The organism is Flavobacterium sp. B183 (genome assembly GCF_023539155.1).
Lineage (GTDB): Bacteria > Bacteroidota > Bacteroidia > Flavobacteriales > Flavobacteriaceae > Flavobacterium > Flavobacterium tructae.
Genome location: NZ_CP097434.1, coordinates 5,010,454 through 5,033,732 on the forward strand (window position 1 = coordinate 5,010,454; position 23,279 = coordinate 5,033,732).

General features: G+C 36.5%; 28 protein-coding genes. 24 read left to right on the plus strand and 4 right to left on the minus strand.

Annotation, left to right across the window (positions count from 1 at the left end; genetic code table 11):
• Positions 1 to 353 precede the first annotated feature (353 nt).
• From M4I44_RS20405 to M4I44_RS20430, 7 genes are all read left to right on the plus strand, one after another.
• On the plus strand, positions 354 to 1,100 hold the full coding sequence (locus M4I44_RS20405) for a DUF2314 domain-containing protein (RefSeq protein WP_249965916.1): 747 nt from the start codon (positions 354 to 356) through the stop codon (positions 1,098 to 1,100).
• A gap of 149 nt (positions 1,101 to 1,249) precedes the next feature.
• A complete protein-coding gene (locus M4I44_RS20410) occupies positions 1,250 to 1,741 on the plus strand; it encodes a YgcG family protein (protein WP_089076528.1) in 492 nt (163 codons plus the stop codon).
• 199 nt (positions 1,742 to 1,940) lie between these two features.
• Positions 1,941 to 2,126 carry a SymE family type I addiction module toxin gene (locus tag M4I44_RS22660; protein WP_173964978.1) on the plus strand — a complete coding sequence of 62 codons (186 nt, stop codon included), beginning with the start codon at positions 1,941 to 1,943 and terminating at the stop codon, positions 2,124 to 2,126.
• A gap of 136 nt (positions 2,127 to 2,262) precedes the next feature.
• On the plus strand, positions 2,263 to 3,171 hold the full coding sequence (locus tag M4I44_RS20415) for an arginase family protein (RefSeq protein ID WP_249965917.1): 909 nt from the start codon (positions 2,263 to 2,265) through the stop codon (positions 3,169 to 3,171).
• 63 nt (positions 3,172 to 3,234) lie between these two features.
• A complete protein-coding gene (locus tag M4I44_RS20420; protein ID WP_249965918.1) occupies positions 3,235 to 3,624 on the plus strand; it encodes a DUF1801 domain-containing protein in 390 nt (129 codons plus the stop codon).
• A 65-nt stretch (positions 3,625 to 3,689) separates the two neighbouring features.
• Positions 3,690 to 4,349 (plus strand): DUF2306 domain-containing protein, encoded by a 660-nt coding sequence (locus M4I44_RS20425; protein ID WP_249965919.1) that lies wholly within the window; start codon positions 3,690 to 3,692, stop codon positions 4,347 to 4,349.
• Positions 4,346 to 4,777: a GNAT family N-acetyltransferase gene (locus M4I44_RS20430; protein ID WP_249965920.1), complete on the plus strand. Its 432-nt coding sequence runs from the start codon at positions 4,346 to 4,348 to the stop codon at positions 4,775 to 4,777. Before M4I44_RS20425 ends, M4I44_RS20430 begins: the two co-directional genes overlap by 4 nt.
• Before the next feature lie 96 nt (positions 4,778 to 4,873).
• Here M4I44_RS20430 and M4I44_RS20435 read toward each other — a convergent pair whose 3' ends face one another.
• Entirely contained in the window at positions 4,874 to 7,381 is a 2,508-nt protein-coding gene (locus M4I44_RS20435; RefSeq protein ID WP_249965921.1) for a M14 family zinc carboxypeptidase, read from the minus strand.
• A 264-nt stretch (positions 7,382 to 7,645) separates the two neighbouring features.
• Here M4I44_RS20435 and M4I44_RS20440 point away from each other — a divergent pair, with 264 nt between their 5' ends.
• The 12 genes from M4I44_RS20440 (at position 7,646) to M4I44_RS20495 (ending at position 14,665) form a co-directional block, all read left to right on the plus strand.
• Positions 7,646 to 8,134: an SRPBCC domain-containing protein gene (locus tag M4I44_RS20440; RefSeq protein ID WP_249965922.1), complete on the plus strand. Its 489-nt coding sequence runs from the start codon at positions 7,646 to 7,648 to the stop codon at positions 8,132 to 8,134.
• A gap of 77 nt (positions 8,135 to 8,211) precedes the next feature.
• The gene (locus M4I44_RS20445) at positions 8,212 to 8,634 is read left to right on the plus strand and encodes a hypothetical protein (RefSeq protein WP_249965923.1); all 423 of its coding nucleotides are present in this window, start codon (positions 8,212 to 8,214) and stop codon (positions 8,632 to 8,634) included.
• A 19-nt stretch (positions 8,635 to 8,653) separates the two neighbouring features.
• The gene (locus tag M4I44_RS20450; protein ID WP_249965924.1) at positions 8,654 to 9,334 is read left to right on the plus strand and encodes an aspartate/glutamate racemase family protein; all 681 of its coding nucleotides are present in this window, start codon (positions 8,654 to 8,656) and stop codon (positions 9,332 to 9,334) included.
• 69 nt (positions 9,335 to 9,403) lie between these two features.
• A complete protein-coding gene (locus tag M4I44_RS20455) occupies positions 9,404 to 9,772 on the plus strand; it encodes an ester cyclase (protein ID WP_017496044.1) in 369 nt (122 codons plus the stop codon).
• A 72-nt stretch (positions 9,773 to 9,844) separates the two neighbouring features.
• A complete protein-coding gene (locus tag M4I44_RS20460; RefSeq protein ID WP_089076536.1) occupies positions 9,845 to 10,267 on the plus strand; it encodes a DUF1801 domain-containing protein in 423 nt (140 codons plus the stop codon).
• A 2-nt stretch (positions 10,268 to 10,269) separates the two neighbouring features.
• Positions 10,270 to 11,376 (plus strand): MBL fold metallo-hydrolase, encoded by a 1,107-nt coding sequence (locus M4I44_RS20465; RefSeq protein WP_249965925.1) that lies wholly within the window; start codon positions 10,270 to 10,272, stop codon positions 11,374 to 11,376.
• Between the two features lie 28 nt (positions 11,377 to 11,404).
• Positions 11,405 to 11,935 carry a GNAT family N-acetyltransferase gene (locus M4I44_RS20470; protein WP_249965926.1) on the plus strand — a complete coding sequence of 177 codons (531 nt, stop codon included), beginning with the start codon at positions 11,405 to 11,407 and terminating at the stop codon, positions 11,933 to 11,935.
• 30 nt (positions 11,936 to 11,965) lie between these two features.
• Positions 11,966 to 12,493, plus strand: coding sequence for a GNAT family N-acetyltransferase (locus M4I44_RS20475; protein WP_249965927.1), 528 nt, complete (start codon positions 11,966 to 11,968; stop codon positions 12,491 to 12,493).
• Entirely contained in the window at positions 12,493 to 13,074 is a 582-nt protein-coding gene (locus tag M4I44_RS20480; protein WP_249965928.1) for a TIGR00730 family Rossman fold protein, read from the plus strand. The genes M4I44_RS20475 and M4I44_RS20480 overlap by 1 nt, the downstream gene beginning before the upstream one ends.
• A gap of 113 nt (positions 13,075 to 13,187) precedes the next feature.
• Positions 13,188 to 13,694, plus strand: a complete 507-nt coding sequence (locus M4I44_RS20485) for a DUF1772 domain-containing protein (protein WP_249965929.1) — start codon at positions 13,188 to 13,190, stop codon at positions 13,692 to 13,694.
• Positions 13,695 to 13,786: 92 nt separating this feature from the next.
• A complete protein-coding gene (locus M4I44_RS20490) occupies positions 13,787 to 14,254 on the plus strand; it encodes an SRPBCC family protein (protein WP_249965930.1) in 468 nt (155 codons plus the stop codon).
• Between the two features lie 42 nt (positions 14,255 to 14,296).
• Positions 14,297 to 14,665 (plus strand): iron chaperone, encoded by a 369-nt coding sequence (locus M4I44_RS20495; RefSeq protein ID WP_249965931.1) that lies wholly within the window; start codon positions 14,297 to 14,299, stop codon positions 14,663 to 14,665.
• A 27-nt stretch (positions 14,666 to 14,692) separates the two neighbouring features.
• On the opposite strand, the gene M4I44_RS20500 is transcribed toward M4I44_RS20495, so the two are convergent.
• The 3 genes from M4I44_RS20500 to M4I44_RS20510 are packed head-to-tail and all read right to left on the minus strand — an operon-like array spanning position 14,693 to position 18,005.
• Entirely contained in the window at positions 14,693 to 15,055 is a 363-nt protein-coding gene (locus tag M4I44_RS20500) for a glyoxalase (protein WP_017496053.1), read from the minus strand.
• A 33-nt stretch (positions 15,056 to 15,088) separates the two neighbouring features.
• The gene (locus M4I44_RS20505; RefSeq protein WP_017496054.1) at positions 15,089 to 15,832 is read right to left on the minus strand and encodes a DUF2625 family protein; all 744 of its coding nucleotides are present in this window, start codon (positions 15,830 to 15,832) and stop codon (positions 15,089 to 15,091) included.
• A 25-nt stretch (positions 15,833 to 15,857) separates the two neighbouring features.
• Positions 15,858 to 18,005, minus strand: a complete 2,148-nt coding sequence (locus M4I44_RS20510; RefSeq protein WP_249965932.1) for a cation:proton antiporter — start codon at positions 18,003 to 18,005, stop codon at positions 15,858 to 15,860.
• A 317-nt stretch (positions 18,006 to 18,322) separates the two neighbouring features.
• Here M4I44_RS20510 and M4I44_RS20515 point away from each other — a divergent pair, with 317 nt between their 5' ends.
• From M4I44_RS20515 to M4I44_RS20535, 5 genes are all read left to right on the plus strand, one after another.
• Positions 18,323 to 19,750: an L-serine ammonia-lyase gene (locus tag M4I44_RS20515; protein WP_249965933.1), complete on the plus strand. Its 1,428-nt coding sequence runs from the start codon at positions 18,323 to 18,325 to the stop codon at positions 19,748 to 19,750.
• 89 nt (positions 19,751 to 19,839) lie between these two features.
• Positions 19,840 to 21,039 carry an SH3 domain-containing protein gene (locus tag M4I44_RS20520; protein WP_249965934.1) on the plus strand — a complete coding sequence of 400 codons (1,200 nt, stop codon included), beginning with the start codon at positions 19,840 to 19,842 and terminating at the stop codon, positions 21,037 to 21,039.
• 50 nt (positions 21,040 to 21,089) lie between these two features.
• Positions 21,090 to 21,908, plus strand: a complete 819-nt coding sequence (gene panB / locus M4I44_RS20525) for a 3-methyl-2-oxobutanoate hydroxymethyltransferase (RefSeq protein ID WP_017496058.1) — start codon at positions 21,090 to 21,092, stop codon at positions 21,906 to 21,908.
• A 70-nt stretch (positions 21,909 to 21,978) separates the two neighbouring features.
• The gene (locus M4I44_RS20530) at positions 21,979 to 22,329 is read left to right on the plus strand and encodes a four helix bundle protein (RefSeq protein WP_249965935.1); all 351 of its coding nucleotides are present in this window, start codon (positions 21,979 to 21,981) and stop codon (positions 22,327 to 22,329) included.
• Positions 22,330 to 22,532: 203 nt separating this feature from the next.
• Positions 22,533 to 23,222: an RluA family pseudouridine synthase gene (locus tag M4I44_RS20535; protein ID WP_249965936.1), complete on the plus strand. Its 690-nt coding sequence runs from the start codon at positions 22,533 to 22,535 to the stop codon at positions 23,220 to 23,222.
• Positions 23,223 to 23,279 lie beyond the last annotated feature (57 nt).

The following is a 23,279-nucleotide window of genomic DNA, read 5'->3' on the forward strand; positions in this document are numbered from 1 at the left end:
GTATCTTTTATGGCGAACCCCGCCATAAAAGGATGCCACTTCCATCCTTCACGCTAAATTGTTTTCAGTATAACCAAGTTCTCCTGCAAGGTTTTCAAAACCTTGTAGGAAATTAAAAAATAAAGGCAAATGGCTTGAAAAACTTAGTTTTATTAACGATGAAATTCTAATTCTCAAACAAAGCAAAAACAGACTTATTATTAATAATGAAAAATCAAAGGCATAATTAAATAACATCACTTTGTATCAAAAACTCAATTCGGATTTTTTATTGTTAAATTTTAAACCATTTATCAGAAATATTTTATCTTGGAGTTAAAATACATTTACAGCCTTAATTAAAATAATACCTAATGGAAAACACACCTACCTTCTTTGCTGACGGAGAAAATCCAAAAATGATCGAAGCCTATCGAAAAGCACAGGAAACCTTTAAATATTTTTGGAGAGAATTATCGTGGGAATACCGCCGAATTGTTCCGGGACTTGACGTTGCCTGCGTAAAACTAGCCTTTACTCAGGAAATTGATGGTGAAACTATCGTCGAACACATGTGGATTAACGATATCAATTTTGACGGTGATACCATTTATGGCATCTTAGTAAATCAGCCTAACGATTTAACCAATGTAAATAATGGCGACGAAGTACAAATTCCTGTAAATCAAATAAGCGATTGGCTATATGCATCTCAGGGTAAAACCTACGGAGCCTTTACTATACATGCGATGCGTTCAGAAATGAGTCAAGAGGAAAGAGAAGATCATGACAATGCCTGGGGTTTAGAATTTGGAGATTACAACGATATTCTGGTTGTTTCAGATCAAAAAGAAAAACCGGAAAACCTCATAGAACATCCAATGAGCAAAAACATGAAAGAAAGCCTTATTGATTTTGTCAAAAATAATCCCGAAGAACTTAGCGCGACAGATGAGCTTGGTTATACTTTTTTACATCGCGAAACCATTGCAGGAAATAAAACTTCTGTTGAAGTTTTACTGGAATCAGGAGCAGACACAAAAGTTAAGACCAACAATGGCAAGACCGCCCTTGACTTTGCAAAACAACTCAACTGGGAACATTTAATTCCTTTGTTGTAGTTTTTAGTATCTAAAGTCCGATTTGTCTCGGCAAATCGGACTTTTTTTTTGAAATTTCTATGAAAATAAATATTAATTTATAGTAACCATTAAGAGACCTTTTTTTAATAATAAAGCATTAATTTTGCGGCACCCAAAACAAATCTGCCATGAAAAAAATAGTGCTCGTAGTAACATTCGCTCTTCTTTTACCTGCAATGGTTATTGCACAAACCAAAACCGAAACGCCTGATGTTTTTGCAAAATCTACTAATTATGTAAATGATTTTGAAAAAATCCTTACTTCAAGCCAAACCAAAAATCTGAGCGACTTTTTGAAAGCCGGTGAAACTAAAACTAAAACTAAAATTACTATTGTAACCCTTTCTTCAATAGCTCCATACACCAATCTTACCGATTATTCTTCAGACCTTGAACAGTATCTGGTTTCTAAATTAAAAATAGACTCCTCTATTTTAATCGTTTTAAGCAAGCAATTGAGACAAATTCAGATTCAGGGTGTCAACAAACTGCGTCCAAAAATGAGCGATCAGGAAATTAAAGACATCGTATCAGCTTATGTACTTCCGGAACTAAAAAAAGGCGATTATTATAAAGCCTTACAGGAAGGTTCTATTCAGCTTATTAAAAAACTGGAATAAAAAAGTGCTCTTTATTGATTACTGCTTTCATCAGAAAAAAATAATAAATCCGACTTGTGAAACCAAGCCGGATTTTTTTTGTACTCGTTTCTATAAAATTATGGATTGTCAATTTATAATATGACAACATTCTCCATAAATCAAAAGACATTTGTATTCTACTGGATATTCATTAAAAAAACATACAGATACAAGGAAAATGAAAAATTTAAGACGACTGAAAATTCATAGAAAGCATCAAGCACGGGCTTACAGAAAAACCATAACGATTCCACAAATAATACTTGAAGGCAAATGGCTTGGTCGTCTTGGCTTCATGGCAGGACTGATGGTAAATGTAGAACAAAGGAAAAACAAATTGATAATTACTGTTCACAAGGGATGATTTTGCGAATAAAATTCTTCAATCAGATATATTTCAAAGCACTATTTTCCTTCAAAAAAAGACGGTACAAACATAGCGGTTTCAAACTTCTACACGCGATTATTTTTCATAACTTTATCACTAAATAAAAAGGGTCATGAAAGAAATATGCATTGTTGAATTTCCGTCGAATCTGGGTTTGAAAGAACCTCAACCCGGAAAAGAACCGGGCGTAAAAAACTTACCTGACTGGTTATGGAAACACCATCTTCATAAACTCATTCACCCTAAAAATAGTATAAGACTTGACCCTCCAAAATATTCAAATAAGCGGGATCCTGAAACTCAAATTCTCAACAGCAATTCACTAATCGATTATGCCAGAGAGCAAGCTTATCTGTTAAACAATTTACTTTCTCAAAACAAATTTCCGTTTATCTTAGGCGGAGACTGCAGTATACTTTTAGGAACTGCTATAGCTTTAAAGCAAAAAGGGAATTACGGACTATTTTATCTCGACGGACATACCGATTTTATGAATATTTCCTTGTCCGAAACCGGAGGCGTTGGCGGAATGGCAGCCTCGATAGCTACCGGAAACGGGGCAGACAAACTAACCAATATTCTAAATCTGCGTCCTTACATCAAAGAAGAAAATCTCTGGTGTGTGGGAAACCGTGAATATGATGATGCCTATGAAAATGAAATTCGCAACTCTTCTGCTACCTACCTTAGTCTGGATCACTTGCGAAACCAAGGTGTTTTAAAAAGCGTACAATTATTTCTTTCGGAAATAGAAAATAAAAATCTCGATGGTTTCTGGCTGCATATTGATGTTGATGTTTTGAACGACACCATAATGCCCTGCGTCGACAGTAGAACACCCGACGGACTTACTTATGCCGAATTTAACGAACTAACTTCAATGCTTTTTCAAAGTAATTTATTAACCGGGCTTGAAATTACCATTTTAGATCCTGATCTCGATCCTACCGGACAATACACCAAAGAGTTTGTACAGCAATTTACCACTACTTTTAATCAACACATCCACTTAGGCTCCTAACCAAACTTAAAAAAAGCGTATTTTAGCTCATTACATCGATAAAACTTAAAACCTCTTATCATCATGAATACAGCCGTACAAGATTATAACAATGCACAAAGCAGCACTGATCGGGAAATCTGTAATCGGCTGGCTGCTTTAATCAACGAAAACCTTACGGATGCGGAGAATAAAATCTGGCACGCGCATCCGGTTTGGTTTTTAGAGGGTAATCCTATTGTAGGCTACAGCAAGCTAAAGAACAACGTTAGATTATTGTTCTGGAGCGGCCAGTCTTTTGATGAAGAACAACTTGCCAATGAAGGTTCTTTCAAAGCAGCAGAATTTCGCTATACCTCAGTCGACCAAATTAACCCATCCGACTTAAAACGCTGGCTAAAAAAAGCAAGAGAAATTCAGTGGGACTATAAAAACATTGTCAAACGTAAGGGAGTTTTAATACGTCTGAAATAATTTAAAAAAGTATTATATTCAATCTTTGAATTAAAAAGCAATCCTAAAAACTCTTTAAATTTTAAATGGAGAAAGAACAACTCATACAAATATTCATCTATTTTCATGCTCTGTTTGGCGGCATTGCGCTTCTTTCGGGATTCCTTTCGTTAGCATCTAAAAAAGGAAAAAGCATCCATAAAAAATCCGGAAAACTTTTTTATTATACCATGCTTCTGTCGGCCATAAGCGCCATGATTATTTCGATACTGCCCAAACATCAAAGTCCGTTTTTATTTTCAATCGGAATTTTTAGTTCCTATTTTGTACTAACCGGCTACAGGGCTTTGCGCTTTAAAAAAAGTGATGTAAATCTTAAAAACGATAAAATCATTTCAGGAATTATGCTCGCTACGGGGCTTATAATGATCCTGTACAATCCGTTAGTAAATCAATCCATCAATATTGTTTTAACCGCTTTTGGCCTAGTTGGACTGATTTTTTCAAGCAGGGATTTAATGCTTTTTAAAAATAAAACCAGACTAAAAAGTGTGTGGCTAAAATTACACTTAGGAAAAATGATTGGCGGTTATATCTCTGCCACCACTGCTTTTGTGGTTGTAAATGAATTTTTCCCTAGTTTTTATGGTTGGTTTATCCCCGGAACAATTGGCGGATTCTATATTGTTTATTGGATCAGAAAACTCAATAAAAAACAAAATCAGGCTAAAATAAATTTAGAATGAAAATAACTCCGGCCGAAAAAACAGATTATGGCATCTTAAGAACCTTATTCCTGCAAGAAAGGCGATCTACTTTTTATTGGCTTGATCCGTCAGTATTTCAACTCAAAGATTTTGACTCCTTAACCAAAGGAGAAACAATTTTAGTCGCGCGAATTGGTGAAACTATCGTTGGATTTATTTCGATCTGGATGAAAAGTCGTTTCATTCATCATTTGTATGTAGATCAAGACTATCAAAGCAAAGGTATTGGAAGTGCTTTATTAAAAGCTGCCATTCAGATAACCGATTTACCAATTACACTCAAATGCCTTGAAAACAATAGTAGAGCTGTTATTTTTTATCAGCAAAAAGGTTTCTCCATCAAAGAAAGAGGTTTATCAGAACACGGCCCCTATATTTTGTTTGAACTGACAGGGAGTATAAAATAAAACGCGAAAGAAAATATCAGCCGGGCATTTTTTGGACATCAAAAAAAATCCGCTCTTCAAAAAGATTTGAGAAGCGGAAATAAAGCTTTTAGTTTCTTAACGAACTAGAAATAGAGCATTACTGAATAACAAAATTCCATTTTCCCAAAAACCTCTGAAAAGCGGGTTATCCATCATGTAAATTACAGTTCCATCTCCTCTTTTGTCTACAGCAAAACTTACCGTTTCGTTCAGTTTTTTTCTAATATCATTACCTACAAATCCATAGCTTAAATAATCTTTCGGAATGTACGCCACATTGATGGCCTTTTTTAGCAATGAGAATGATCTTTCGTTACTTTTAAGACTAAAATACGTATTCCCTAAGCCGAAAGCCATTGGATAGGTTTTGTCAAGTTTATTCTCGATGATGGCACCGGGAATCGAACCCGAAATTTCTCTTCGCTCCGAACCTTCAAAGTCCAGAAAACGTTTTTTAAGTTCGATCTCTTTCTCTTCTTTTTCTGATTTTTCTTTATCTTCTTTACTTGCAAACAAACTCAAAGCATATCCGTCACGGTCCTGAAACAATGAAATTGCATTGGCCATGGCAATAACTTTTCCGCCATTTTTCACCCATTCATCGATTTGCTTTTTCTGATCTTCCGCTAGGTCATAGCTACCGTCTGAAAGAATCAAAGTATTATAGTTGTACAATTTAACTCTGTTTAAATTTGCCGTTTCTACAATACTCACCGGATAAGCAACTGTTTCATCCAGATAAAACCATGTCGCTCCAAACTCGGTTGAAACTACTCCTTTTCCGGACAACATTAGTATTTTTGGCGCTTTAAGTAACGTAAAATTCTCCCCTCCGATATCTTTAGAATTAGTCGAAAATCCTGTACTGATAAAACTAAAATCGGTTTTGACTTTGATAATATTGCCGACTGTCTTTTCAAAATCTGTAATTTTTGGATTATCGGCTCTGCTGATAATTAATCCTCCCGGCTCGACCGTAACGGTTCCGAAAACTGCTTTTTTCATGGCCGAACGAACTTTAATTCCCGCCTGATGCAGCAAAGAAACAACCTGAGCCGAGGTTCTGTTATTCCACGGAACATAAAAGGCGTAAACGGATTCCGGTATGTTTTTTTCTGCAGACTCGATTTTATTCTTTGTTTTAATCTGAACACTATTTTTGACCGCATAACCGTCAACACCATAAGCTAAAGGAAGTGCCCAGGCAGTAATATCATACGATAAACTGTCATTTAATTTCTGATTGGGTTCAAACAATACCTGTGTTAAAACCGATCTTGGCTGATCTGCTTTAATAATCAAATCATTAGGCTCAATTTTAAAACTCTCGTTCTTCTTAGTTTGATAATGAAATCCGGAGGCGCTTCCGGGCGCCTCTGCGTAACTAAATTCAACATCATTCTTTTGAAGCAGCTCCACCAGCTGTTCCAGCTTAGGATTATTTTTCAAAACATACGTATTGTAAACCCCTTTTGCTTTTTTACGGGCATTGATATGAAAATCCCTGAAACCTTTCAGCAATACTTCTTTTTGTGAGGCGGCGCTTTCTACCACAGTCAAAACTGCTGCGGCATGCTGTGTCAAACGATCTTTTATGGTAACATTAGAGCCGTTTTCCATGGTTACTTCACGTCCTGCTCCTATTCCGCCTTTTTCAAGCGTAAGACCTACGGCGCCATTATAGGTTGGATAGGTATCTCCGTAACTCGGATAAAACAAATCAAATCGCTCTCTGGTATTGTACATCCAGTTTTCCTTGTCAAACTTCTGCGAGATATTTTTACCTAAAACCGTATAAAAATCCTTCTGATATTGTTCAATAAATTCATGCAGAGGTTCTGCAGCCGGTGGGAAAAAATAAGGTGAATTGTAACTCATTTCATGCACATCGGTATGTACCTGTGGCATCCATTGGTTGTACAATTTAATGCGCTGCTGCGATTCAATTTGTGTCTGCCATGCCCAGTCGCGGTTCAAATCAAAAAGATAATGATTGTATCTTCCACCCGGCCAGACTTCCATATGTTCTCTGTCATACAAACCCGGATGTGTTTTTTTTCCGGAGATTTCTCTCAGCCAGTTTCCATATCGCGAATAACCATCGGGATTGATGCACGGATCCAGAATGACAATGGTATTTTTGAGCCATTGTTTTGTCGCTTCATTTGACGGATTCAAAAGTTCGTAGGCCACAGTTAAGGCGCTTTCGGTTCCGGCAAACTCATTTCCATGAACGTTAAAACTCAGCCAGACAATAATTTTATTTTCAACTCCACTCGTTTTTTTATCTGATAGTCCAATGGCGGCTAAATTATTGTTTCTAATTTGTTCCAGATTTGCCAAGTTTTCGGGAGTCGAAATATAATAAACATTCAGATCCCGCTGTTCGTTGGTTGCGCCGTATTTTTGTTTTTTGATCGATTGCGATTGTTCCGTCAGATATTTAAAATACTCTTCGACCTGATGGTAATAACTAATTTGTTTTCCGTAATTCGGAATAAATTCTGAAGGTGCTTTTAATTGTGCAAAGGCAGAAAAAGAAATGGTTAACAGCAGAACTGCTACAAAGAATATTTTCTTCATAAATAATTTGGTTTTAGATGGTTGGTTAAAAATAACAATTAACTTCATCTCTTTTAGAAAATTAGCGAGGAAAAGTTATGAGTTATAAGTTATGAGTTGTGAAATGTAAAATGCAAGCCGAAAACTCAACAATCTAACAATCCAATAATCTAACAATCTAATTATCTAATTGTCTGATTCACCCCTCAATCTTGTCTCTTCACACCCCTAACACCTTGATAATTAAAACCTAAATTTGTATTCTAACTTTTAAACCCTTACCCAATGAGTGCAACAAATTTTACCACAGTTATAAGAGTAGATCAGTCTCCACAGGAAGTTTTTGATGCCGTTACGAATGTGCGCGGTTGGTGGTCGGAAGAAATCGAAGGCAATAGTGCAAAACTAAACGATGAATTTGACTACCATTACGAAGATATCCATCGTTGTAAAGTAAAAATCACAGAAGTAATTCCGAATCAGAAAATAGTCTGGTTAGTGGAAAAAAATTACTTCAAGTTTACAGAAGATAAAACGGAATGGACGGGAACTCATCCTACTTTTGAAATTTCTGAAAAAGACGGCAAAACAGAACTTCGTTTTACTCATGTGGGTTTGGTACCTGAATATGAATGTTTTGAAATTTGCAAAGGCGCCTGGACCAATTATATCGGAAATAGTTTGCTTAAACTAATTACAACCGGAAAAGGAGAACCAAACGCAACCGGAAAACCACAAACAGAAAACGAAAAAAAACTTTCTGAAAAAGAATAAAAAACAAACCCGAAAGCATCATTTAATTACAATACCAACTATAATTTTCATACATTCGTTTTACTAAAACGATGACTATGAACCCTATTTTAAGAAATACATTAGCAGTTATAACAGGTCTTTTTGTTGGAAGTATTGTCAATATGGCTATCATATTAATGAGCAGTTCTGTCATTCCGCCTCCCCATGGTGCTGATGTCACAACCATGGAAGGACTAAAAGCAACTATGCATTTGTTTGAACCCAAACATTTTCTTTTTCCCTTTCTGGCGCACGCAATAGGTACGTTTGCAGGTGCGGGAACAACTGTTTTAATTGCAATCAGTAATAAAACAAAACTAGGACTGGTTATTGGTGCTTTCTTTTTACTTGGGGGAATTGTAAATGTGTGCTCATTGCCTTCACCGGTTTGGTTTACGATCACAGACCTTTTCTTTGCCTATATACCAACTGCTTATCTGGCTGTAAAATTGTTTGCAAAAAAAGATTCTAAATCGTAAAACTCCGCTTTATAAAATAATGAAGAAAATTGGGCTTGTGGGCGGAATCAGCTGGGTTTCTACCATAGATTACTACAAATTTATTAACGAAGGAGTAAATAAAAAATTAGGTGGACTTCAATTTGCGGAATGCCTGATTTATTCACTAAACTTTGGTGATGTACAGGAAAAAACTTGGGCTCATTCCTATGAACTCTTATGGAATGCCTGCTTAAGTTTAAAAAACAGCGGTGTTGATGCTATCGTTTTGTGTGCAAACACAGCACATATGTTTGCCCGTGAAATCGAAAATGAAATTGGACTGCCCCTAATTCATATCGGAACGGAGACCGCAAAAGTCATTGTAAAAGAAAAAATCACAACCGTTGGACTTATAGGAACTTCATTCTCGATGGAAATGGATTTTTACAAAGATCGTCTTAAAAGTTTTGGACTGAATGTCCTGATACCCGAAAAACAGGAAACGCGGGACTACATACAATATGTTTTAAAAGAAGAACTTGGAAGAGGAATTATCAATCCCGATTCGAGACAAAATTATATCCAAATTGCAAACGAACTTATTCTGCAAGGTGCCGAAGGCATCATTTTAGGGTGTACCGAAATTCCGTTACTGTTAAATCAGTCTGATTTTTCTGTACCTGTTTTTGACACTACAAAAATACATTCTCAAGCTATCGTAGACTTTATACTATCTTAAAATTAAGCACTTAAGCCCGTTTAGTGCAATTAATTTCATAACTTAGTTAACTCATTAAACTTAAATACCATGACTAAGAAAGAAATCGCCCGCGACTTTTTAAAACTCGCCGCAAACGGACATTCGCACGAAGCTTTTCGTCTTCATGCCGGCGAAAATTTCAAACATCACAATGCTTATTTTAAAGGAGATGCCGAAACGCTGATGTTGGCCATGGAAGAATCAACCCGAAAAAATCCCAATAAAACTTTAACTATTCATCATATTCTGGAAGATAAAGATCTGGTCGCCGTACATTCGCACCTGAAACAGACTCCTGCTGACATTGGTTTTGCTGTCGTACATATCCTTCGTTTTGAATTGGATAAAATTGTAGAATTTTGGGATTTAGGGCAATCCATTCCTACCGAAATGATTAATGAAAATGGGATGTTCTAAAAAAAACTTTATTCTTCCGAATTCAGATTCAAAAATCTAAAGAACAAAAGTAATGTCTTAAATCTGTAAAAAATGGCACAAAATAAAACTATAGAAACAGAAAACAGTGTTGCCGATTTTATCAACGCTGTCGAAGATACAACCAAAAAAAATGATGCATTCGAACTGGTCAGGCTGATGCAGGAACAAACGGGTTTTGAAGCCAAAATGTGGGGACCAAGTATCATAGGTTTTGGTAGTTATCATTATAAATATGCCAGCGGCCGTGAAGGCGATGCCCCATTGGTGGCGTTTTCACCAAGAAAAGCCGCAATTTCACTTTATATGTACGCATCACCTGAAAAAAGAGAGGAGCTACTCTCCGAATTTGGAAAATACAAAGCCGAAAAAGGTTGTATTTATGTCAAAAAATTAAGCGATATTGACCTCGAAATTCTTAAAAAAATGATTTCCGTGTCAGTTGAGCACTTACAAGAACTATATCCCCCTCAATAAAAATGATTACACCTTTTCTAATTATAATTCTGATTTTAGGCATTACACTTTACTTCTTTCTACAGCATCCAAAGTTTGGTAAAGCACCTTCAGGAGAAAGATTGACATTGATTCAAAAATCACCTCAATTTAAAAATGGCAAATTCGAAAATCAAAACCATACACCGGAATTGGCTGAAGGTTACGGCTATCCACAAGTATTATATGATTTTCTCCTTAAAAAAGTAGACAGAAAGACTCCATCTGACGTAATCCCGTCCATCAAAACCAATTTACTGGAACTTTCGCCCGAAAAAGAGGTACTAATCTGGTTTGGACATTCTTCCTATTTCATCCAGCTTGAAGGGAAACGCTTTTTGATTGACCCCGTTTTCAGCGGTAATGCCTCCCCGATTCCCGGCACCACAAAAGCATTCAAAGGAACGGATATTTACACAGTTGATGATCTTCCGGAAATTGATTATTTACTGATCACGCACGATCACTATGACCATCTCGATTATGAAACCATTTTACAATTGAAACCTAAAACCAAACACATAATCTGTTCTCTTGGGGTAGGCTCTCACTTTGAATTTTGGGGATTTCCAACTGAAAACATCATTGAAAAAGACTGGTTTGAAAAAATAGAACTCGATCAGAATTTAACGCTTTATACTACTCCTTCAAGGCATTTTTCGGGCAGAAGTTTTAAACGATGCAACACGCTTTGGACGTCGTTTGTAATAGAAACCAAAGATTTTAAAATGTATCTGGGCGGCGATAGCGGCTATGACACCCATTTTAAAGAGATTGGTACTCAATTTGGTCCTTTTGACATCGCTCTAATTGACAACGGCCAATACAATCCCGCTTGGAAATACATTCATAATTTACCCGAAGATGTTATCAAAGCCATGAAAGATCTGAATGCCAAAAGAGTATTTCCGGTGCATTCTTCCAAGTTTTCATTGGCACCTCATTCCTGGGACGAACCTTTGAATAAAGTCACTGAATTAAATAATTTATCGGAAAACCCAATTCCGTTGATTACTCCCATGATTGGAGAATTAGTGGAACTAAAAAATGAAAAACAGCAATTCCAACAGTGGTGGAAAGGCATAAAATAACCCGCATTCTTCAATTAATAAAATAAAAATGATTCCTTCAGCTTATACCCTGCGCAGTGCACTCCCTTCCGAATTTGAAGAAATTGGAAAATTACTCATTAGTGTTTATTCACAATTAGAAGGTTTTCCTAAAGAAAATGAGCAGCCCAACTATTATAAAATGCTGGCCAATATTGGCGATTTTACCCATCAGCCGCAAACCGAACTTTTAGTCGCTGCTGACGAAAACAATACAATTCTTGGTGCTGTAATCTATTTTAACGACATGAAAAACTACGGTTCGGGCGGAATTGCTACTCAGGAACAAAACTCAGCCGGATTTCGATTACTGGGAGTTGCGCCAACTGCCCGCGGAAAAGGAATTGGTAAGCTTCTAACGCAGGAATGCATCCAAAAAGCGGCTAATAACAAACGTACTCAATTGATCATTCATTCGACTTTAGCCATGAAAACAGCCTGGGAAATGTATGAAAAATTGGGTTTCAAAAGATCTGAAGACTTAGACTTTATGCAAGGTGAACTCGCAGTATTTGGCTTTCGTTTACCGCTTAATTCCTAAAACTAACCTGTTACTTAAAAAGTTCAAAAAATGAATACCTCTCTTTTAAATCTGCAGCCTGAAATTCTGGAAAATGATCTGATTCAATTACTGCCGCTTCAGGAAAATGATTTTGAAAAATTATACAAAGTGGCTTCAGATCCTTTGATTTGGGAACAGCATCCGAATAAAAACCGTTATGAAAAAGAAGTTTTTCAAAATTTCTTTGAAGGTGCTATGGAAAGCAAAGGCGCTTTTCTGATCATCGATAAATCAACCGGAGAAATTGCCGGAAGCACCCGATTTTATGAATACGATCCTGAAAACAAAGCTGTTTTTATTGGATATACCTTCTATGGAAGAAAATTTTGGGGCACCGGATTTAATACTCAGGTAAAAAAAATGATGCTGGATTATGCTTTTAGAGCAGTTGACAAAGTCCAGTTTCATATTGGAGCGGAAAATTACCGTTCGCAAAAAGCCATAGAAAAACTGGGTGCTGTTAAAGTAGAAGAAATAAACGTTGCCTACTACAATGAACCATCGCGTCATAATTTTGTATACGAATTAAAAAAATAATGAAAAGAATAACTGTTTTCTGTGGTTCCAGTTTTGGAACCGACAAAATTTATAAAGAACAGGCAGCACTGCTTGGAAAAACTTTAGCCCAACAAAATATAGAGTTGGTTTATGGCGGAGCAAATGTAGGCCTGATGGGCGCTGTCGCCGATGGTATTTTGAACGAAGGTGGAAAAGCTATTGGTGTACTCCCCAACTTTTTAAGATCAAAAGAAATTGCCCATTTGGGTTTGACCGAATTAATCGTTGTGGAAAGCATGCACGAAAGAAAGACCAAAATGAATGATTTATGCGACGGTGTTATTGCATTACCGGGTGGTTTTGGAACTTTGGAAGAACTTTTTGAAATGCTGACCTGGGGACAATTAGGTTTGCATAAAAAACCAATCGGCATTCTGAACATCAATGGCTTTTATGATCCTCTGATTGAACTAACCAAAGTTATGGTAGAGAAAGGTTTATTAAAGCCTGTCAATCAGGAAATGCTTCTGGTGAGCGATACTATTGAGGATTTATTACATCAAATGAGAAATTACGTTCCGCCAACCACCGGAAAATGGATTGATACAACACAATCCTAGTATCTGAAAAATAGTTGCAGCGAAATTCTTTTCAGACAAATCATAGTGCTTCCGGAACAAGTATCGGCCAATCAATAGTTCTAATTTTACAGTATTAACAAAAAACTAAAATCATGGATACTTTTATTGTGGATACTAAAACAATTACATTATTGCTGGCTACCTTATTTACAGGGCTTTTAGCCGGAATATTTTTAACCTGGGGCAACGCTGTAACTCCGGGAATTGGAAAACTGGATGACATCAATTATCTCAGGGCTTTTCAAAACATGAATCGCACCATACAGAATCCGGTATTCTTTCTGGTCTTTTTTGGTTCTTTCCTGTTTTCTTTTGCAGCGGCTTATTTTAATAAATCAAATACGATTGTTTTAAGTCTGACGATCGGTGCTGCGATTATCTATTTCGCAGGTGTTATTCTGGTTACTATTTTGGGAAACATTCCGCTTAACGAAATGCTTGATAAAACAGATCTGGTTCATACCTCAATTCAGGAGGCTGCCCTTTTACGAAGTAAGTTTGAAGCAAAATGGAACAATCTCCACCTTTTCCGAATCGTGGCTTCTATAATTTCTTTTTTACTTTTGATCGTTAGCTGTTTGCTAAAAACGAAACCATAAATTTTATAAATTAGAGGTCGGGGAAAAATGAAATTGAAAGTTCTAAATTTCAGCTTTCACAAAACTCATTTTACATTTCACAATCAAAAAACATGAAAACAAAAAACAACCACTTCGCAAAAGCCGAAATGCTGATCAGAAAACCTGTCTCAGAAGTTTTTCAGGCGTTTACAGATCCGGAAATCACCAGTAAATTTTGGTTTACAAAAAGTTCAGGAAAACTAATCGCCGGAACAACAACCGAATGGGCCTGGGAAATGTATGGATTCTCGTTAACGGTGACTACTCATATTTTAGAGGAAAATAAAAAAATTGTAATCGAATGGGGAAATCCTAATGAAACCACCATAGTCGAATGGACATTTAGTCCGTTAAACGAAAATGAAACCTTTGTCAGTATCACCAATTCAGATTTAAAAGGAGATCCCGATAAAATCATCGATCAGGTTCGAAATTCTACCGAAGGCTTTACTTTGGTACTGGCCGGAGCAAAAGCTTATTTAGAACACAACATTCAACTCAATTTAGTTTTGGATCGATTCCCTAAAGGATTGGAATAAACAACCAAGAACCTGAAACTTTAAACAATTTAAGACCATCGCATGGAAACAAAGAAACCGGAAAACATTGATGAATATATTGGTGCTTTCCCAAATGATGTTCAGGAAATCTTAGAGAGGATTCGAATGACCGTTCAGAATGCAGCTCCTGATGCCAAAGAAAAAATCAGTTATTCTATGCCAGCTTTTGAGCAAAACGGAATCGTAGTTTATTTTGCGGCTTTCAAAAATCATATTGGACTTTATGCTTTGCCCAGTGGGCATGATGCTTTTAAAGAAGAACTGTCAAAATACAAATCAGGAAAAGGCTCTGTACAATTTCCTTTAAATCAGCCTATGCCCTATGATTTAATTACCGAAATTGTAAAATTCAGAGTAAAAGAAAATCTGGAAAAAATAAAAAAGAAATAAGGAGGCACAAATCTGACAACTTATATACTACTTATTAAACTTCCCAAAATGCCACAAAACACCCGAAGGATCGTGTAAAAAACATTCACTTCCCCAATCCTGATGAACGATAGGTGTTAATTTTACTCCGTATTTTTCCGTTAAGTTAAGTGCTAAAAGCTGCTTGTAATAGTAATCGACATCTTCTACTTCTAAAAAAATCATGGTGTTTTCATTCCAGCTTTTATCGTAATAATCCTGAAGATAAAAGGACAAATCTCCCGCTTCAAAAACAGAAAATTTTGGATCTAAAACTCCTTCTTCAAAACCTAAATCCTGATAGAAACTTCTGGAAATCTCAAAATCTTTGGCTCCTATAAAAGGTCGGATCGATATTGCTTTGTGCTTCATAATTGCTCGTTTTAGAAGTTAAAAAACAGTTTTCTATTTATCAAAACCCAATTGTTTTCGCAAATCTAAATTCAGTCCGTATTGTTCCTGAACCGAAATTATTTTTCGTGAATTTTTATTAATATCGTTTCCTTCCGCCGTCCATAAAAAAGGATAAAAGTTAAAGACTTCATCGCCTTTCAATTTTGATACTTCGGCTCTCCATCCATTCCATCTGTTGCCTTGATAGAACTTATCCAGATCATTATCAAAACAGAATCCTAAAAATTCAGAATACGTAATATCCAGCTGTTCGTACTCCAGATTATCAGGAGAGAAATAATACATTTTTCCAACATCACTTCCTAATCCTCCTCCATTTAGAAGGTAGAAACCTCCAATAGCATCGTCGGCAACTAATAAAAAAGGCGCTGTTTCGCCAAAATCATTAAACGATTTCCCTTTGTTCCAATCCGGAAGCGTACGATTGAATTTTGCATTTCCTGAACCCAGAATTCTAATCCAGCCATCGTCGATCAAAAGACCTCCTGTATGGTACACAATAGCTCCCATTGGCGAGCGGGTGGTAACCTGAATTTTGTACAAAACTTCTTTTGCTTTTAAGGCGTCAACCGGCAAAATTTCAACTTTATTTTTTGCTGTCTTAATCCATTCTTCGACCTGAGTCCATCCTGGGTCGGCTTTGTCTATAAGTTCTTCGGCTTTTTTCATTTTATTTTGCGCAGTTGCTGTAAGAGTTAAAAAGGTCAATACAATTAAAGGAAATTTTAGTACCATCTTAGAAAATTACAAATTATTTATTCTAGCCTTTTTTCAAAATATTACCCAAACCTCGACCAATTTGTTCTATTGCTTCCAGACCTTTTGTCAATGGTGTTGCAGTGAAATCATCGTAGGCATCCATTGCAGTCTCTTTACGGTCTTCCTGTCCATAAACCAAAATCAGATTGTTATCGCTAAATGATTTTTCAAATTTCTGTGGCAATCTGTCAAAAATCGATTGGTACGAAACGGATCCTTTTCTGGAGAAGTTAAAAACAATCAGATCTGTAGCTTTAATTTCATCTGAGATCGATTCAAAATCATCCCAGTTCAAAATACTTTTAAAAGCTAGTTTGCCATTTAATTTCAATTTAGTGGCAATCTGCACAATGGCCTCATGTGTTTTGTATTCGGCATAAACGACGATCGGAATACTTAATTCCTGAGATAATCGAGAGATCTTTTGCAGCAGCAGGTGAAATCCAACACCTCTTTCAGAGAAAGGCGGACAGATAAAAACCAGTCTTTTTTCCTCAATAAATGTTTTTTGAAACCTGCAAATGAACAAACATTTGTCTACATTATTGATAATCGAGTCTACATTTTCACCGAAAATTTTATCCAAAAAACCGGTTTTTCTGGGCCATCCCACGATCACAATATCGGACATGATTTCTTTGGACGTTCTCGCAATTCCACTTGCCGGATTATGGTCGATTCTGGCAATCGTATTGATTTTTACTTCTGAAGCTGACCCCTGAATAACAAATTTATCAACAGCTTTTCGGTATTTTAAGATATTAATTTCAGCCTGATCGTTATTCGGTACAATCGTTAATAGCGTCACCGGATTAGATGATTTTTTATCTTTTATCAAAAGTGCGAAATCCAGCAAACTTTCCGTAGCCGACGTTTTGGCTAACGGAATCAGGATATGTTCGTCCAGAATCTGATCGCCATTGGCATCTTCATTTGAAACTTCTTCTTCGCAAATAGCAATCTTTTTAGCTGCTTTTTCTGTCGCGAAAGAGGCCACAATACAAGTAATCAGAATTAAAATAATTGTTCCGTTCAGGATATTTTCGTCTAAGATTTTTGCTTTAAATCCAACCAGAATAACGGCTAAAGTCGCAGCAGCATGTGCACTGCTCAATCCAAAAATAAGCTGTCTTTCGGTTTTGGTATATCTAAATACAATCTGTGTAAAAAAGGCCGCGATCCATTTTCCAAAAATAGCCACCACACTCAAAGTTCCTGCTACAATTAAAGCGGTTGGTCCGCTTAGGATCACGCTGATGTCTACCAGCATTCCCACCGAAATCAGGAAAAAAGGAATGAATAGTGAATTCCCAATAAACTCAATTCTGTTCATCAAAGCTGATGAATGCGGAATTAAAGGGTTTAATGCTAAACCGGCAACGAATGCTCCAATAATAGGCTCTACTCCCGCTACCTCTGCTAAAAATGCAGCAAAAAATACCACTGAAAGCACAAATATATAGTGGGCGTGTTTCTCACTTTCCAATTTTTTAAAGAACCACTTCGCTATCCTTGGAATAACCAAAAACATGATGGCCGAAAAAATGGCCAGTGAAACCGTCAATTTAATCCAGAAAGCCTGATTCAAACTTCCCTGACTGCTTCCCATAATCACTGCCAAAATAATCAAAACGGCAGTATCTGTTAAAATAGTTCCTCCAACTGTAATAGCCACTGCCTGATTTTTTGCGATTCCGAGTTTACTCACAATCGGGTACGCCACCAATGTGTGGGTGGCAAACATACTGGCTGTTAAAAAACTCGCATTAAAATCATATTTCAGCAGATAAAAACAAACCGGGAAACCAATCGTTAACGGAAAAATAAAGGTGAAAAAACCGAACAATAAACTCTTGTTTCTATTGGCTTTAAACTCGTTCATATCCAGTTCCAGACCCGCAATAAACATGATATACAAAAGTCCGATTGTCGAAAACAAATCAACAGCAGAGTTCTTGGCCAGAATATTCAATCCGTGAGGCCCAATGATGACTCCTGAAATTATAAGTCCGATAATTCCCGGGATATTTATTTTTTTAAGTAAAATCGGTGACAAGAGGATGATGAAAAGGATCAAAGAAAAAATCAATACCGGATTACTGAGTGGTAATTCGAATTCTTGTAAAAAATGCCTGAAAAATTCTATCATAATGTAATTTTATCTTCTTAACAATATTTTAATTCTCCGCAGAAAAAAGCGCCAAAAGCAAAATAAAATCTCAGAAGTTATTATTTGTCGTTTCTTCGAAAAGCAGAAAAAACGGCTTCTTTAGTGATTGTTTCATTACAAAAATACCTAAAAAAATTGCGAACTTTCTACGAAAATGGCATATTAAGCAATTAATTTTGTTTCGTTGCCAAATTATTAATATTTAATATTTATTTTAACAAAACTGCAACATTAACAATAGAAAATTGAGCAGGATTGCATTATTCAATTATCTTTGTCTTAATAAAAATTGCACAATGGAAGAATGTATCTCTGTTTTTGATATGCTTAAAATTGGCGTTGGTCCCTCAAGTTCACATACTTTAGGGCCATGGAGAGCCGCTGAACGTTTTTTGGAAGAGCTGAAAAACGAATCAATTTTAGACCAGACTAAACGTGTAAAAGTCGATTTATACGGATCTCTTTCCTTAACCGGAAAAGGTCATGCTACCGATTTGTCGGTAATGCTGGGTTTAAGCGGGCAAGATCCCGAGTATATTCCGGTTGAAAACATTGCCGGAATTATTAAAAACATTGAAGAACAGCACGAAATTATTCTGGCTAACGAATATAAAATTCCGTTTTACTTTCTTCAGGACATTGTTTTCAATAAAGATTTCCTTCCTTTTCATGCTAATGGATTAAAATTTACAGCCTATAAAGCTGACGATTCTGAATATGAATCTACTTTTTATTCGATTGGAGGAGGATTTGTCGTTAAAGAAGAACGCACCAATGCTAAAATCAAAGAAGAGATCAAATGTGCCTTCCCTTTCCCGATTCAAAATGCTGTTGAGCTTTTAAATTATACAGTGACCGAAAACAAATCGATTTCTGAAATTGTTTATGAAAACGAAAAATCGATGCGTCCGGAAGCTGAAATTCACTCCGAATTAATGCGCATTTGGCATACCATGTTAGAATGCATGTACATTGGCTGTCATTCAGAAGGAATTCTGCCGGGCGGTCTGAATGTTCGCAGACGTGCTTTTGACATGCATCAGAATTTAATCGGTTTATCTAACTATTCAGATCCACAAAGCTGGCTGGAAGAAATCAGAAAAACAGAGGTTAAATTTCGTCAAATCCTGAAATGGGTAAGCTGTTTTGCACTTGCCGTGAATGAGGTAAATGCTTCTTTAGGTCGTGTAGTTACTGCTCCTACAAACGGAAGTGCAGGTGTAATCCCGGCTGTTTTAATGTATTATCTGGTAATTGAAAACCATAATGCAGGCGAAAAAGAAATCAAACAATTCCTAATGGTTGCCGGAGAGATTGGTAGTATCTTCAAGAAAGGATCAACCATTTCTGCCGCAATGGGAGGCTGTCAGGCCGAAATTGGTGTATCCTCATCAATGGCTGCAGCAGCACTTTGCGAATTAATGGGCGGATCTCCTGCTCAGGTTTTAATGGCTGCCGAAATTGCCATGGAACATCACTTAGGTCTTACCTGTGACCCAATTGGCGGTTTGGTTCAGATTCCGTGTATCGAAAGAAATACAATGGGAGCCATAAAAGCTATCAATGCGGCTGAACTGGCGCTTGAAACCGATTCTAAAAATGCAAAAGTGCCTTTAGACAAAGTGATCAATACCATGTGGCAAACTGCCAAAGACATGAATTCCAAATACAAAGAAACCTCTGAAGGCGGATTGGCCATTGCCGTAAACATGGCGGATTGCTAAAGAACATTTGCCACAGATTAAATACGTTTGAATTAAGTTTATTACAGCTCTTTTTCAATCCTTTTAATCTGTGGCGAAAAAACTACTTCATGAAAAAGCACTTCTTACTTATAGCGATACTGTTTTGCTCTGCTCTGATTCATTCGCAAGAACGTTACTTTCTTAATTCTGATACTCGTCTCTATACTTCAACTACTACTGCAGGCGACTTTCTTGGCTATTTTAAATATGGAGCAGAAGTTCAGCTTCTTTCGGAAAGTAAAAATGGCTGGTATAAAGTAAGATCCGATAATTTCTCAGAAGGTTATGTTCCTGAGCAATTTATTGCAAAAAGGTTAAACGCAAAAGATGTTCAAACAAAAGATCCCGAAAATCCAATTATTGAAGGTAACGACAATTACTATGGCAGCAGCCATCTTTTTGTTTTAGTCGCCGGTTTAAAAGCAAGAGCACTACCGGATAAAAACTCAAAAATCAGAGCCATTCTGTTCACCGGTGATCCTGTAGCGGTTAATTATCTTCCAAAAAACCCGGACGAATGGGTAAACATACAAGGTCATAGTGATCCTGAGTATGCACAATTTACACTTGGAAAATTCCTTGGAAAAAGACCCGATTTTAATTCGTTACTCAAAGATTTTGATAAGCTGAATGTCAATGCGGTTGCAGAACGCAAAACGATTGGCGAACGAATTGTAGAATTGGCCTGGAACAGTGAAAATGCAAAACTGGCACCCGCATATCAAAGATATTATGAAGTTGTAAAACAATTAAACGATCCAAAACTTCTGGCCGATACTGAACTGAATATCGCTATTGCCAAAGGATTAGCGAAAACCAAAAAACCGGAAGAAATTACCGCTTTCAGTAAAAAAGCCGAATTTCTTTTAAAAGGTGTAAAAACAAAATCACTCTTTTTTTCGCAAAAAGATTTAGTCAAAAACTTTGGAAAACCTACTAAAAAAGGAACCGTAAGCGACGAATGCGGTATTTACCTCAGTGAGCTTTTTTACTACTATCCGGATTTTGAAGTTTCAGTAGATGAAAAACAAAATCAGGCTGAAATAACGAAGGTTTTTATCAACGAAAGCAACAAACTTGTTTTCAGTCCAACGGCTTCTCTCAATCACACTCTGACCGAAAAAGCATTTATTGAAAAATACGGGACTTATATCGGCGCTTCCATGAAAAACCCACACCTGTACGCTATTCAACTGGAAGACAGCGAATTTAGACTAGAATTCAGAGAGGGGAAATTATTTACGATTGAAATAATCTTCTATTGCTGATTTCAATCTATAATTATTCAATACTTTTACACATTCAAAAAAACTCAAAAATGTCAGTAGCAAAAAAAGATTATAAAAAGATCACCACAAAGTCATTAATCGAAATGAAAAGCAATGGAGAAAAAATCTCAATGCTTACCGCTTACGATTTTACAATGGCAAAAATTGTTGATACCGCAGGAATCGATGTTATTCTGGTAGGCGACTCTGCATCAAACGTTATGGCAGGTCATGAAACGACATTGCCTATTACTTTAGATCAAATGATTTACCATGCCTCGTCTGTAGTTCGCGCTGTAGATAGAGCTTTAGTAGTGGTAGATTTACCTTTCGGAAGTTACCAGTCAGATCCAAAAGAAGCTTTGCGCTCTGCGATCAGAATCATGAAAGAAAGCGGCGGACATGCGGTAAAACTTGAAGGAGGAAAAGAAATTAAAGAATCTATCAAAAAAATATTAAACGCAGGAATTCCGGTTATGGGACATTTGGGCTTAACACCTCAATCCATCTATAAATTCGGAACCTACAGCGTTCGTGCAAAAGAAGATGAAGAAGCCGAAAAATTAATTGAAGATGCTAAACTTCTCGAAAAAATTGGCTGTTTTGGTATTGTTTTAGAAAAAATCCCGGCTCATTTAGCCGAGCAGGTTGCTAAAAGCATTTCAATTCCGGTAATCGGAATCGGAGCCGGCGGCGGTGTAGACGGACAGGTTCTTGTAATTCATGATATGTTGGGAATGAACAACGAATTCAGTCCTCGTTTCTTACGCCGTTACTTAAATTTATACGAAGAAATGACTCAGGCTATCAGCCAATATGCTGCCGACGTTAAATCTGCAGATTTCCCGAATTCAGGGGAACAGTATTAATTTAGATTTTTCGATAGTTCGATTATTGGATTGTTAGATCGCAATTAACTCAATTTAAGAAAAACCTGTAATGCATAGATTTAAAGATTTAGAAATTTGGAAATCAAGCAGAAAATTCTGCTCCGAAATTTACGCCATTACATCTAATTTCCCTGAATCAGAAAAATTTGGTTTAACAAATCAACTTCGTCGTGCCTCTGTGTCTGTGCCTTCAAATATTGCTGAAGGATGCTCACGAAGCAGCAGCAAAGATTTTTCAAGATTTCTCGAAATTGCAATCGGTTCTATTTTCGAAATTGAAACTCAATTATTAATCTCTTTTGATTTAGGCTATCTCGATCAGGAAAAACTGGATGAGTTGTGCTTTAATCTCGATAGAATTGTAAAAATGACCTCAAAGTTTAAATCTACTCTAATATAATTTCAGTTGAACGACACTAACTTGGATCTTTCGATCTTAAGATTATTGAATTGTTCAACTGAAATTAAATTAAGTAACGCTGGTAACAAACAGATTACAAGATTTAAAACTATTAAAACACAACAATTGATCTCTTTTAATTTAGACAATCTCAATCTAAAAAATTCGAACAATCAAACAATCTAAAAATCTAAAAATCGATTTTGAAAGTACTTTCCAACAAAAACAACCTCCAAATTCTTCACGAAGACAATCACATCATTGTGGTCAACAAGCGTGTGGGTGATATTGTACAAGGAGATAAAACCGGGGATAAACCTTTATCTGATATTGTAAAAGAATACATCAAAGACAAATACAATAAACCCGGAGATGTTTTTCTGGGCGTCATTCATCGTCTGGACAGACCTACGACAGGAATTGTTGTTTTTGCCAGAACCAGTAAAGCATTGTCACGTATGAACGAAATGTTCAGTAATCGTGAAACTCAAAAGACGTATTGGGCGGTTGTTAAAAATAAACCGCAACAAAACACTGCGAAGCTCGTTCATTACCTCAAAAGAAACGAGAAAAACAATACTTCAAAAGCACATTTAAAGGAAGTTCCAGACAGTAAACTGGCCAGTCTGGATTATACTGTTTTCAAAGAGCTTCAAAATTATGTGGCACTCGAAATCAATTTGCATACCGGTCGTCATCATCAGATTCGTGCCCAACTGGCAGCGATTGGCTCTCCTATAAAAGGAGATTTAAAATATGGTTTTGACCGAAGTAATCCTGACGGCGGAATACATCTTCATGCCCGAAAATTAGTTTTTGTACATCCGGTTTCTAAAGAAAACATCACGATAATCGCTCCTACTCCCGACGAGACTATTTGGAATGCGCTATGATTTTATGATTTAATTGTTAAAATATCAAGTTTTATCGATTAACTTGCAGAAGCAAAA